10 protein-coding genes are annotated in these 12,911 nt (G+C 37.7%); 4 read left to right on the top strand and 6 right to left on the bottom strand.

Annotated elements, in window-relative coordinates:
• Nucleotides 1–154: 154 nt before the first annotated feature.
• The 4 genes from salA (at nucleotide 155) to D7V20_RS17135 (ending at nucleotide 5,028) form a co-directional block, all read left to right on the top strand.
• Nucleotides 155–1,444 carry a salicylate 1-monooxygenase gene (gene salA, locus D7V20_RS17150; RefSeq protein WP_019838315.1) on the top strand — a complete coding sequence of 430 codons (1,290 nt, stop codon included), beginning with the start codon at nucleotides 155–157 and terminating at the stop codon, nucleotides 1,442–1,444.
• A 99-nt stretch (nucleotides 1,445–1,543) separates the two neighbouring features.
• Nucleotides 1,544–2,464, top strand: a complete 921-nt coding sequence (gene catA / locus D7V20_RS17145) for a catechol 1,2-dioxygenase (protein WP_033917443.1) — start codon at nucleotides 1,544–1,546, stop codon at nucleotides 2,462–2,464.
• A gap of 268 nt (nucleotides 2,465–2,732) precedes the next feature.
• Nucleotides 2,733–4,085, top strand: a complete 1,353-nt coding sequence (locus D7V20_RS17140) for an MFS transporter (RefSeq protein WP_019838314.1) — start codon at nucleotides 2,733–2,735, stop codon at nucleotides 4,083–4,085.
• Between the two features lie 52 nt (nucleotides 4,086–4,137).
• Nucleotides 4,138–5,028 carry a LysR family transcriptional regulator gene (locus tag D7V20_RS17135; protein ID WP_026438256.1) on the top strand — a complete coding sequence of 297 codons (891 nt, stop codon included), beginning with the start codon at nucleotides 4,138–4,140 and terminating at the stop codon, nucleotides 5,026–5,028.
• Nucleotides 5,029–5,456: 428 nt separating this feature from the next.
• On the opposite strand, the gene D7V20_RS17130 is transcribed toward D7V20_RS17135, so the two are convergent.
• The 6 genes from D7V20_RS17130 to D7V20_RS17105 all read right to left on the bottom strand — a co-directional run bounded on the left by D7V20_RS17130 (nucleotide 5,457) and on the right by D7V20_RS17105 (nucleotide 12,664).
• Nucleotides 5,457–5,930 (bottom strand): DUF6527 family protein, encoded by a 474-nt coding sequence (locus tag D7V20_RS17130; RefSeq protein ID WP_005093359.1) that lies wholly within the window; start codon nucleotides 5,928–5,930, stop codon nucleotides 5,457–5,459.
• Complete coding sequence (locus tag D7V20_RS17125) at nucleotides 5,924–7,108, bottom strand: ThiF family adenylyltransferase (protein ID WP_005093361.1); 1,185 nt, start codon at nucleotides 7,106–7,108, stop codon at nucleotides 5,924–5,926. Before D7V20_RS17125 ends, D7V20_RS17130 begins: the two co-directional genes overlap by 7 nt.
• Nucleotides 7,083–7,838, bottom strand: a complete 756-nt coding sequence (locus D7V20_RS17120; protein ID WP_005093363.1) for a multiubiquitin domain-containing protein — start codon at nucleotides 7,836–7,838, stop codon at nucleotides 7,083–7,085. Before D7V20_RS17120 ends, D7V20_RS17125 begins: the two co-directional genes overlap by 26 nt.
• A gap of 98 nt (nucleotides 7,839–7,936) precedes the next feature.
• Complete coding sequence (locus tag D7V20_RS17115) at nucleotides 7,937–11,320, bottom strand: UvrD-helicase domain-containing protein (protein WP_033917444.1); 3,384 nt, start codon at nucleotides 11,318–11,320, stop codon at nucleotides 7,937–7,939.
• A 1-nt stretch (nucleotide 11,321) separates the two neighbouring features.
• Nucleotides 11,322–11,888, bottom strand: coding sequence for a hypothetical protein (locus tag D7V20_RS17110; protein WP_033917445.1), 567 nt, complete (start codon nucleotides 11,886–11,888; stop codon nucleotides 11,322–11,324).
• Nucleotides 11,888–12,664, bottom strand: coding sequence for an RNA polymerase sigma factor (locus tag D7V20_RS17105; protein WP_005093369.1), 777 nt, complete (start codon nucleotides 12,662–12,664; stop codon nucleotides 11,888–11,890). The genes D7V20_RS17110 and D7V20_RS17105 overlap by 1 nt, the downstream gene beginning before the upstream one ends.
• Nucleotides 12,665–12,911: the final 247 nt, after the last annotated feature.

Raw genomic sequence — 12,911 nt, 5'->3', positions numbered from 1 at the left:
GAATCAGATATTTAATATCTTTTAATTAGATCATGTCCTTATAAATAATAAGTATCAAAAATTTAGATAGTTCAAGTTAAAAAATATAAATTGGATAAATTCTGAAAAATCGCTAATGATGGAAATCTAAGCAGTTTAGTAAGGAATGCTAAAAATGGACAAAAAGATTAAAGTTGCGGTGATTGGTGGTGGGATTGCAGGATTAGCACTTACTACACAATTGGTGAAAAATCAAAATTTAGATGTGCATCTTTATGAAGCAGCCCCGCAATTTTCTGAAATTGGTGCAGGAATTTCTTTTGGTGCAAATGCTGTAAAAGCAATTCACTTATTAGGCTTGGCGAACGAATATGAAAGTATCGCAGACAAAGTAAAAGCCCCTTTTACCGATATCTGGTTTCAATGGCGTAATGGTTATACCGATGAATACTTATCAGCTTCTATAGCTCCGAATGTGGGGCAATCTTCTGTACATCGCGCAGATTTTTTGGATACGCTGATTCCTTTGGTTCCGCATAAAAATGTGCATTTTAACAAACGAGTACAAGAAATTAAGGCTACAGATCATCAGGTTTCGATTCAATTTATAGATGGTCAGCGTGTTGAATGTGATTATCTGATTGGATGTGATGGTATCCATTCTGTAGTTCGTAACCATGTACTTGATTCTCACCAGCTGAAACGTGTAAGTCCGGAATTTTCTGGAACTTGGGCTTATCGTGGAATCATTAAATTTGAGGACTTTAAACAAGCCATTAAAGAGCTTGGTAATGATCCAGAACTAGCTGAAGTGCCTCAAATGTTGTTAGGTAAAGATAAACATATTTTAACCTTCCCAATTCGTCAGGGCGAAGAAATTAATATTGTTGCCTTTAAATCAGACCGTACCCAAACGACATTACCTGAAAATACGCCTTGGACTAAATCCGTTTCTAAACAAGAAATGTTAGATGACTTTGCGGATTGGAGTGAGAGTTGTCAGGCATTATTGAATCTGATTGAACAGCCGACGATTTGGGCATTACATGAAACACCACCTTTAACCACCTATAAAAATAAAACCCAAAATGTCATTGTGATTGGTGATGCAGCACATGCCATGTTACCGCATCAGGGTGCCGGCGCAGGGCAGGGCTTGGAAGACGCACTGATCTTGGCTAACTTATTGGCCAATCCACAGCTCACAGCAGAAAATATTAAATTGGTATCAAAAATTTATGAAGATATCCGTTTAGATCGCGCAGTTAAAGTTCAACATACCTCCCATGAGTCGGGGGAAATTTATGAACTTTATTCACCCGATTATCCAAGCTTTGAAGAAGTAGGCGCACATTTAGCACATCGATTTGATTGGTTATGGCAACACTCGCTTGAAAAGGATATTGAAGATGCTAACACAGCATTACAGCTGGACATTCAGCAGCATTTAAAACTGGTAGGTTGAAATTAGAAGTCAAATCGAAAAAGCAAAGGACGCTAAGTTTCTCACATGATGAGAGAAGCATGATTCACCAACAAATAAACATACTTAAGGAGCAATAGTATGAACCGTCAGGAAATTGACACTTTAGTTAAAAAAATGAATGTGGACACTGCAATAGGTCCAGTGGATGATCGCGTTCAACAAGTTGTGGTACGTTTAGTATCTGATCTATTCCAGGCGATTGAAGATCTTGACCTGACCCAGAGTGAAGTATGGAAAGGTCTTGAATATCTTACCGATGCTGGACAAGCTAATGAATTAGGATTATTGGCTGCAGGTCTTGGTCTTGAACATTTTCTAGACTTACGTGCGGATGAAGCTGATATTAAAGCAGGTATTACGAAAGGAACACCACGTACCATTGAAGGACCACTGTATGTCGCTGGTGCACCAGAATCTGTCGGCTTCGCTCGCATGGATGATGGTTCAGAATCTGATAAGGTCGACTTACTTTTTATTGAAGGTACTGTAACCGATACAGATGGTAATATTATTGAAGGTGCCAAAGTGGAAGTCTGGCATGCCAATAGCTTGGGTAACTACTCCTTTTTCGATAAATCACAATCTGATTTTAATCTTCGTCGTACTATTTTTACCGATCAAGATGGTCATTATACTGCTCAAACGACTATGCCGGTCGGTTATGGCTGTCCTCCCGAGGGTACTACACAGGCTTTACTCAACAAATTAGGCCGTCACGGTAATCGTCCTTCTCATGTTCATTACTTTGTTTCAGCACCAGGTTACCGAAAGCTCACGACTCAGTTCAATATTGAGGGTGATAAGTACTTATGGGATGACTTCGCGTTTGCAACACGTGAAGGTCTAGTGGCAACCGCGGTGGATGTAACTAATAAAGCTGAAATAGAACGCCGGAATGTAGATAAACCATTTAAACATATTCAATTTAATGTTGAGTTGGTGAAAGAACATGAATGTACTCCATCTTCTGATGTTGAACGTCGACGGGCTAGCGCATAATTTTTTAGGATGGATAGGTTGATCCTCTCCATCCTATAGACGTTTTACAAACTTCATGTAAAGACAAACTTAGAATTAATCCGAATTAGCATAAAAGATTTGTTAATCGTAACAATATACCGATAAGGAAATTATGGATCTGCGAAAGTACAGAAAATAAATACAGTGAGCATAGATATCTACTCGTTCTCACTTCAGTTATTACGTAGTGAATTATTAAAGTCTGTCAAATAAAATATTGCAATCTATATGACCAGGGAGGTCTGTAATGCAAAGTATTAATGCAAATGAAGTCATGGATCATGCTCCATTAAAAGCAATTCATTGGCGAGTGATTTTACTGAGCGCACTCATCATTATCTTCGATGGATATGATTTGGTTATTTATGGTGTGGCGCTGCCAAAGCTCATGGTGGAATGGCAAATTGATTCCATTACTGCAGGATTCCTGGGTAGTATCGCCTTATTTGGAATGATGTTTGGTGCGATAATTTTTGGTAGTCTGAGCGATAAATTAGAAGCTTACGGATTTAGCCGAAAAAAATTAATTATCTTATGTGTTTGTTTATTTAGTAGTTTCACACTTTTATGTGGCTATGCTTCGAATCCGCAAAGTTTTGGAATTTTCCGCTTTATTGCTGGCCTTGGTTTAGGTGGAGTAATGCCCAATGTTATTGCACTTATGACTGAATATGCCCCTAAAAAATTACGTGCTACGTTAGTCTCTTTAATGTTTAGTGGCTATGCAGTAGGAGGCATGTGTTCTGCCTTGTTAGGTATGTGGCTGGTTCCACAATATGGTTGGAAAATCATGTTTATTTTAGGAGGATTACCACTTCTATTATTACCTATGATTTGGTTACTACTCCCTGAATCGATTGATTATTTGGTACGCCGCAAAAAAACTGAACAAGCAATTCATATTCTCAAGCAAATTGACAGTAATATTACTTATACTACCCAAACGAGCATTAGCCTGCATCAAGCTAATCAAACTTCCTCTAAAACCCCAGTAAAAGATCTATTTACAGAAAATCGTGGTCCAATCACTCTTTTATTCTGGGGAAGTGTATTTATGGCCTTAGTTTTGGTATACGCCTTAGGAAACTGGTTGCCAAAACTGATGGTTGAAGCAGGTTATGATTTATCGACGAGCTTGTTTTTCCTTTTTGCTCTAAATATTGGGGGGATGTTAGGTGCAATTGGTGGTGGTTATTTCGCTGACCGTTTTAATCTAGCCAAAGTGTTATGTACACTCTTTATGAGTGGCGCTATTGCCTTATTTCTCCTCAGTTACAGTCTACCGACTTTTGTTCTTTATATTTGTATTGCAATTGCGGGAGCGGCTTCAATTGGTGGACAAATTTTATTACTGGCTTATATGTCTCAATTTTATTCATCTAATATACGTGCAACGGGTTTAGGCATGGCCTTAGGAATTGGACGTTTAGGAGCTATCCTAGGGCCAATTTTATGTGGCTGGTTACTGAGTTTAAGTTTACCGATCAAATATAATTTTATTGCTCTTGCAATTCCTTGTATCATTGCTGTTATCAGTGTATCGATGATCCACTTCCGCTTAAAGAAAACAAGATTGAAACGCACTGTAGTACAAGTCTAAAAGTGAATCAGGGAGGGGAATCCTCCCTAATATCATCGAGATATTCAAATTGATTGATCTAAGCCTTATTAAAGTTTTTATTATTGTTTATGAGACTAAAAATATCAGTCATGCTGCTGAGCGATTGAATTTAAGTCAGCCCTCTGTGACCTATAATCTAAATCGTTTACGTAAATTTCTAAATGATCCTTTATTTGAACGTGATAAGTTTGGAGTTAAGCCAACTAAACTAGCACAAAGCTTATATCCTAGCTTTAGCAAATCAATAGAAGAAATTGAAGTAGCAATTACTGCCTCTCAAAATTTCAATCCTAAAACTTCCACTCGAATATTTCGACTGGGTTTATCGGATTTGGGAGAAATATGTTTGCTACCATCTTTAATTCAGTATCTTTCAAAAGAAGCACCTTTTATTAAGATTGAAATCGAAGAAATCAGATCAAGTAAAGTTGAAGAATGGCTTGTTGATGGTTCTTTAGATGTTGCCGTGTTTAATAGTAGCTATACCGTTATGCCTAGAATTGAATCACGTAATGTATTTGAAGAGCGGTATATGTGTATAGCGCATAAACAACATCCCCGTATACAACAGCAGCCCAGTTTAAAACAATATTTACGGGAGAAACATGCTGCTATTAAATCTTCTACAGGGCATATTGAAATTGATCAAAGACTGAAAGAGTTAGGTTTAAAAAGAGAAATTATGCTAGAGCTACCACATTTTAGTGTCTTACAAGATGTAGTGAGCAGTTCTGAATTGTTGGTTACTTTACCCTCACGTGCTGCAAAAGTGTATGAACGAAACAGTGAGGTAAATGTTTTTGAATTACCCTTTGCCGTAAAACCCTTTAACGTCAGTGTTAATTGGTATAACCATCGAGATGATTTAGAAGCTCGAACTTGGTTTATCCAAACTTTACAAAATATTTTTAAGCTTCTTTAAACTCAAATATTGAATTATATAGGATAGTAGTCTTATATATTCTGAAAGAAATACTCGATAACCAAATACCTCTTTGAGGTTATTATTTGTTATGTGTTTCTTACTATAAATATATAAATTAATCTTAATAATTCAGCAAGACTATGATAAATAAAAGTCTTGCTGAAAATTATTTTTTAATTTCTAACCCAATTCATTTCTAATATTATTTGCAACAGTGCCTGAAGGACACATAAGTTGTCATAAAAAAGACAATTCGAGTAGAAGTGGGCTTTTCATAAAGTATTATGCTATTGATCTTAAAAGATTTGCATAGAGTATATTATGTTAGTTTTAGTTAGCTAATATTCTCCCTGCTTTAAACAGGGAAAATATGAAAAACTATACTTCGGATTTGTCTGACTCATGGAGAGATTATCCCTATTTCACTAATCAATTTTATTAATTAATTTTCGTGACCATCTACGCAAACTATCCCAAATACCTTTATTCTCAGGCGGTTTTCTAAAGGTAGCTTCTTTTTCATTATTATTTACTTCACTCTCTGGTTGAGCCATAGATTGATAATAATGAGTCTTAGCTAATTTATCCCTCTTTCTTTCTGCTGTGATTCGATCTTCGCTCCAACTACCAGCTTCAATTACTACATTTTGTTTAATAATGTAGTGTGAACGACATGCAGAATTCCAATTCCCAACAGATGGCGTCAGTGAAACACTTTCGCCATCAAAAATCATTTTCCAGTCGGTTGGTGATAATGGAGTAACAACCCGTTCTCCACAGCCGCAACAGCAGCTATGCACTGCTGTTGCATATTCCATTGAGATATATAAAACGCCTGTATCGATTTCACGTGGGATATTACGGATAAAATGGTTTGTTAGCTTTTTAATTTTCAGCATGTCAGATCCCCATTCAGTAACATATTTCCATCCGTAGTGTAGGTAGAGTGATGTTCATTCTCCAAATCTCTATAAAAGCCTCTCAATTTTTTCCATTTAATTACAGCTAAAGCCGCATTTAATGAGTTTAAATCAGCGACTTGTATATTAGATGCATAAAGATCATTCTCACCAACACTAGCAAATGAAATACGTCCTGAATGGATATGTTCGCGTTTATCAGGAGTACTACTTGTCACTCTCAAAATGCCACCAAGACTACCATTTACGAACTCTATTCCCATTCCAACATCAATAAAAGGTATATCAAGTAACTCCAATTTCTGAATGATCGCTTTCTTATCTTCACCAGCATCAATACAAATAAACGCAAACGAAGTTCCATTTAATAATTCAAGATTGGTAGAGTTCAAGCTAACTGGATTCGCAACAATATTACGATGCATTCGGTCGTAAATATTTTTGAAATAATTGACCTTCAGTGGCGCATTTCGCAGCTCATGTAATAAGGGAGCACCAGGAGCACGAAAAGCGTTATGCTGTAAAAACTCATCCGCATCAAACAGACGTATCTCATGTGCGGGAGTTTTGCAAACTAAATCAATAATATAACTTCCAGTCCCCCCAGTTCCAATTATTGAAACAACCTCGCTTTCTAGCTTTTCTGAAAGTTTGCCTATCCCGGCACGATCAGAAGCTGTATCAATATAATTAAAAATGCTTTCAATTTCAGTTTCATCAGGAGCACGAAATATCTTTGGACTCATACCTGGCTGTAATACCGCTGCTGGACCAGACAAAATCGTCGCGTAGGTAGACATTTTAGCAAAGTAATCTGGGTATCCTTCTGGACCTGGTTTACTTGAAAAGCTATGTTCAGCAGTAATACCATGACCAAAATCCATGTGCTGAGTTACATGGCGAATTTCATCTATAGGCATTCCATTAGCTTTACAAGGATATTCCCCATCCCAATGCATGACATGACACCCAGGTTTACGTGTATTATCACCGGCAAGATCCAATGATGTTACAAGGGTACCTTTGCGAACGCATTTTTGTGCATTTACATAAGGTACCTCTTTCATAACAAGGAAGCCGGCAATAATTTGCACATGATAGCCAGCTTCACGAAGCTGGCGTAAATCATCATTAAGATTGAATAGTTTTTGTGACATTGAAAATCGTCCCCTGATGTTTAACTTCAATAACCCCACCCTCCGCAAGCTCACCAGCATTTGGTCTAGATGCTGCATGACGATAAGTCATAGAGTAGATAATATTTGATCCGATTGGGTCATTAGGAAATGCCAGTTGGACAACCTGTTCAAATGTGACTTGCTTATTAGGTACTGATTCATCAAGAGAATTAATAGTGATGGTGTAACCCTGAACTGGTCGTTTAGCTGTAATAAAATGCTCTATACCAGGAGCTGTAAGATCCAGCAATTCATCAGGTTCAATAAGGCGATCAGTACCACCTCGCACCTCCAAAAATACGGCTTGATCTGGACTAATACCTGACAATACATACAAGTTGTTGGCCTCAATAGCTGACCTGCCCCATTTAAGCTGACGACCATCAAGTGTTAGTTTGAATTCCCGATCCGTACGAAAAGCAATAAACCGTTCAACTTCTCGCCCACGCAAGTCAAAAGTTTCATTTAATCGAATATCTTCAAATTCACCAGATGGTAATATCGCATAAAGAGTTACCTCATCCCGATCATCAAGCCCTACTACAGATAATATCTGCCGCCCTGTAGGCACTGGATCAGAAACAAAAGCCTGTTGGAAATTCACATTGTCTATTCCAACACTAATGCGATATCCATTTGCAGCTTTTAACGGACGGTTCTCACGAACCGCTTCGCCAACATCATCAAAATCATCCTGAATAGGATTCATATAAACACCTCTTAAAGTTTTGACCAGAAGGAATTTTCTGGCTACATCTCTTTAATCGGACCGACAAAGCATCGTCGGTAATTTTTTTATAATTTATTTTAAAAATTTTTCTTTATGATACCGGTCGGGACTCTACCGCAAATAAATAGCGCAGGACAATTAGGGCAGCTAAATGCTGAATCTGCTATTTTAAAATCACCACCACGGATACGAATGAAAATTTCTCGTAATTTGTCTTCAAAATTGTTTAGGGCTTTTGGTTTAAAGTCGAGAGGGTAAACCTTATTATCGGCTAAATAGACCAATTCTGCAGATGAATCAGGAAAAGTACTCTTTGCAGCAAGGGAAAATGCTGCATATTTTATATTTTTTGGGTCTGAACTAGGTGCATGACCAGTAAAGATACAGCGTAACGTACGCACATCATCTCGTAGCAGCATTTCATCAACATGAATTGTTATCTTTACACCTGCAACATTCAAAACTAATTTATCAAAAACTTCAACAATTGCTCCATTTCTGGACTGGATAAAAAAATTGAGCATCATCTCAGCGATATTACGATAATCACTTACGTATCCATGCTCATGTAAACCAAACTTTTCAAAAGTAGCCTCCAACATAGGTTTCCAATTTATTGAAGGATCATTATCTAAGCCAATTAATGCTTGAAATACATCGCGTACTGCTTCATGCATTTGCATGAATGCAGTTTCTTGTCTACGACCACCAATGCATAAAAGATGAGTATATAGAAACCGTCTAGGGCACCTATCATATAAATCTAAAGCATTAGCACTGAAACTTACATCTCCCTGAAATTCCACTACTAATGGGATACTTTCCGGCGCTATTGGTAATTGTAATACTGGGAGAGTTTTTATGTGCGAAACAGGGCCAATCCTTTCCAAAAAACCAGAAAGTGGACGTTGGATTTTTTTCTGACCTTTAGTCCTTGCACCATAAAAAAATAGTCTTTCTCGTGCACGTGACATTGCTACGTAAAAAAGACATTCTTGCTCATTGTCGTGAGCTTCTCTGGCTACATCATTAGATGAACCTTTACCACCAGCAACCATACCCTCAGGTGGTGGACATTTTGTCCGTCTATATGAGCCAGGTAGTGTATCTTTATTAACCCCACTTAAATGAACAACAGGAAACTCAAGACCTTTTGAACTATGAATCGTCATCAATTTGACTGCATCAATATTTTGGGCCGCTGTCGGAAGCTGACTGAGATCACGATCATCGTTAAGCTTAAGTAAACGACGTATTCGCATTATCATTTTTACTATGGGAAAGGCACTACCTTTAAGTTGTTGCCGAGCAAAATTCATAAACTGCCAAATAGCAATTCCTTCAGCTTTCCCTCCAACAGACTCTGATGTTGCAATTTCAGCTATCATTCGTGTGCGATCGAAAAGCACAGTCGCTAAAACATTCCAAGGGTGTGAGTGATTACTAAAACCCTGTAGTACATTTTTTAATTTTTCAAGTGAAGATAATCCCTCTGGGGATAAAGCTAACAATGATATGTCGCAGTCACAAAGTTCTCTTTCGCTTGTGCGTAGATGCTCTAGAATTTGAGTGACATCTTCCATTGGCATCTTAAATTCTGTACAACATGCAATACGAATCAATCCGGAAGCGCGTTTATCTGTCAAAATAGAGACCAATGCTATAAGGTCTTTAATTTCTGGTCGCTCAAATAAGCTACCCAGAAATAATACCGGAATTCCCAATCGTTCCAGATCCCGCCCTAATTCTGAGAGCTTGTCATTTCCCCGACACAAAACTGCTTGATCTCGATACTTAAAACCAAGATCACACATTTTATTAATTGATTCAGCTAAAGCGGAACTTACCAGGTCACCACTTTCTACTGTTCGTATTTCCGGAAGAAAACCTGATGCAGGGCGATTTGCAGTAAGAGCACTGTGTGTACCGCCTGTTTTCATATCTGATGCAAAGCTTGAAAATGATGTCACGATCTCTGAAGCAGAGCGGTAATTAATTTTCAGTGATTGACCTACACTCCCGGGAAAATCATCCACGCAAAAACGCGATATATTAAATGACGAGGCTCCACGAAACCGATAAATTGACTGCTTTGCATCACCAACGACCCAAAGATTATCACCATATGGTTTGAGAGCCTTTAATAACCTGATACTGCTCCTATTAACATCCTGATATTCATCCACCAATACATGCAGATAATCATGCTGCAACTGTTGACGTAACTCTGCATTAGCCTCCAGCAGTTGTACTGGTAGCATCACTAAATCACCAAAATCTAAACAATTTTCTTGTTTCTTTATCTTTTCATAAGCTTCGTATACTACAGCAACTTCTAATGCTCGTTCAGCAGTTTCACGTTCTTCTGCACTACTGGCCTTTGCTAGCATATTCTCTGCAAGAATTCGGTACTGTAATGCATCTATCACCTCATCCTTTGCCCGGGAAATAGCATTCAAAATATCGACAATATTTTGAGAAGGATCGTACAAATCACGATAATGATTTAAATTAAGACGTAAGAACTCCTCTTCCAGAAGTTCTACAGCCTCTGAACGATCCATTAAGCGGGGTTCCGCTGGTAAATCACATAAATCATGAAATCGACGAAGCAGATCAAGGCCAAACCCATGAAAAGTCCCTATCCAAAGAGCCGCTGCCTCATGGGGCTGCTTTCGTGCGATACGTTCTGATATTTCCGCAGCTGCTTTATTCGAGAAGGTTAATAACAATATCCGTCGAGGATCAACCTCTTCATTCAGCAAACTTTCAACTCTTGCTATGAGAGTTCGAGTCTTACCTGTACCTGGACCAGCCTGAAGTAAAAAAGCAGAACCTCTATGATTTACTGCATCATTCTGCTTTTCATTGAGAGGCATCTCTGGATCAATTTCTTGTGGTTTATTTTCAACCATAGGCAACAGCATTGCATCAAGCATTTGCTGTGCAACAACCTCAAAAGGTGCTCCGAGCTTACTAGCGATATCACTACAAGTCATATGGCATTCAAGATGCATTTTTTTAACAACTGAACGCGGAAGCAAGAATTCTCGGGCGAAAAGATCCATCTGAACTTCACGTCGTTGTCGATGGTTATAATCCACAACGCGACTTATTCCTGATAGTTCAGATTCTGCTGTACGGCTAGGGTCAATACTAATAACATATTCATCTTGTGTATCATCTCCTAGCTCAACATGACCAATTTCATGCGCTACAAGAAATGCCTGTTCAAAAGATGAACCAAAATCCTCATGTGTAATTAATCTATATGTGCTATCAAAGAACGCCCGTGCGCCATTTAATTCATCGGAACATTGTAAACACTTCTCTACGTCAATATCTCGAAACGCAGCTTCAGCAACAGCAAAAGCATAAGAGTTCCAAGGATCTAGCCCTCTGCCTACAGCCTCATGATGTAGTTTGTCAGCGCGCTGGCGAGCGATCTCGATAGCATCCATATCATTCGTCTCTATTTATTATCTCTTGAATTCGTTCTTCTGGAATAAGTGCATCATGAAGAATCTTTTCGAAAGATACCTTGCTTGGCGCAGTTGGTTTTACATTAGATTTATAACTTCGGCTATGTTGTGCTTGTGGTGGTAGTGCAAGAAAGGCCTTCAACTGAGCAGTCGTTACCTGTAGAACTATCGCAAGCCTATTAATAAAATGTAATGGAACAGATGACAGTTCAACTCTTCTTACTCCAAAAGCCATTAAAACTTGTTTGGGAAGATTTAATAACTTTGCTGCATTTGAGAAACGCTGTGGAGGTATATCTATTTGTTCCGATTGCTGGGTAAGCCCCCTACGAAATCGATCCAAAGCAGACTCAATACTTATTTCATCATCTGGGGTAAGTGGTACACAGTCATCAATTTCACGAGACAGCTCGAGTGACAGATCGACTAATTCATTAGAATATTCAGGAAACTCTATGAGATACTTTAGTAAGATATCTTTACTAGAATCAAATTCTACTGAGAAGTCTCTCAGTACATCCTCACGAGAAATATTTTGATCTCTCATTAAAATTTCTCCTTATTTTCTAGTTGTTTACGCAATATTGCAAGCGCAAAATCACGGTGCGTGCGAATAGTTTTATCTGACTTCTTCAACGTTTTAGTGATTGTCATTTCATTGGGATCTTTCGAAATAATGGGTATATCGTGACACCACATTACGACAATACGTTGCTGAAGTGGTGATAAAACATTAATCGCCTCATGTAGACTTCGTCGGTAATATTCTTTGTCAAGTTCATTTGCATCAAAAGGATCATAGGGTTCTAACGCATTTTCAACCTCTGGTAAGATATTTTCATCTTCACCATATAATCCTTGAGTGAGATTATCTTTATTTTGAATTTTATTTTGTGCATCAACTCGGTCTTTAGCTAATGCGCTGTTAAAGTTGACTTCAAAATAATCAAGACGCTCCTCATAACTATCCTGATCCACTAATAGTAAATCGATAAAATCATCACGAACTTTATCGCGGATTTCCATATTACTTAAGGAAGAAGTTCTTCCATCTAGGCTATGAGGTTTAGGAAGATTACGATGTATTCTTTCTAAGAGAGCTAGGAGTAACTTTTCACGAAGCCAAGAATTATCAGTATTTCGAATAAAATAGAGCAATGTTTCACTTGATATAAAACCCTCAATTGATTTTGGCCAAATAATACTTCTGGCAACAATCTCCTCATGACTGATTTTTTCTAGTTCATCAATCTCACATTCAACAATACTACGCCGAGTGTATAAAACACCTTCCCTATTAACCTTTCTTAGAGGTCTAGCCATAAAGCACCCTAACAACCTTAAATCGATAATTTTTTAACAATTATTAGTAATTAATCTTAAAGAACCAAAATATCTTATATAACAATAATATCAGTTAAAAAATTTAAGAGTTGGTAAATCCATAATCAATTCATGTTATTAAATTTCTATTGTTTAAAAACTTTAAAATTCCACTACTTTTCTACATCTATTATCAAAAAAATACCTGTTGTACTCAAGCTTGAAACTACAATATTACTAATTAGAG

This window comes from Acinetobacter rongchengensis (assembly GCF_003611475.1).
Classification (GTDB): domain Bacteria; phylum Pseudomonadota; class Gammaproteobacteria; order Pseudomonadales; family Moraxellaceae; genus Acinetobacter; species Acinetobacter rongchengensis.
Note: the sequence above shows the minus strand (reverse complement) of the source record. Positions and strands in the feature narration are given on the sequence as shown.

Coding starts and splice junctions, on each gene's coding strand:
- D7V20_RS17125 (WP_005093361.1), bottom strand. CDS start 7,108: ATGTCACAAAAACTATTCAATCTTAATGATGATTTACGCCAGCTTCGT.
- D7V20_RS17115 (WP_033917444.1), bottom strand. CDS start 11,320: ATGGATGCTATCGAGATCGCTCGCCAGCGCGCTGACAAACTACATCAT.
- D7V20_RS17120 (WP_005093363.1), bottom strand. CDS start 7,838: ATGAATCCTATTCAGGATGATTTTGATGATGTTGGCGAAGCGGTTCGT.
- D7V20_RS17110 (WP_033917445.1), bottom strand. CDS start 11,888: ATGAGAGATCAAAATATTTCTCGTGAGGATGTACTGAGAGACTTCTCA.
- catA (WP_033917443.1), top strand. CDS start 1,544: ATGAACCGTCAGGAAATTGACACTTTAGTTAAAAAAATGAATGTGGAC.
- D7V20_RS17140 (WP_019838314.1), top strand. CDS start 2,733: ATGCAAAGTATTAATGCAAATGAAGTCATGGATCATGCTCCATTAAAA.
- D7V20_RS17130 (WP_005093359.1), bottom strand. CDS start 5,930: ATGCTGAAAATTAAAAAGCTAACAAACCATTTTATCCGTAATATCCCA.
- salA (WP_019838315.1), top strand. CDS start 155: ATGGACAAAAAGATTAAAGTTGCGGTGATTGGTGGTGGGATTGCAGGA.
- D7V20_RS17105 (WP_005093369.1), bottom strand. CDS start 12,664: ATGGCTAGACCTCTAAGAAAGGTTAATAGGGAAGGTGTTTTATACACT.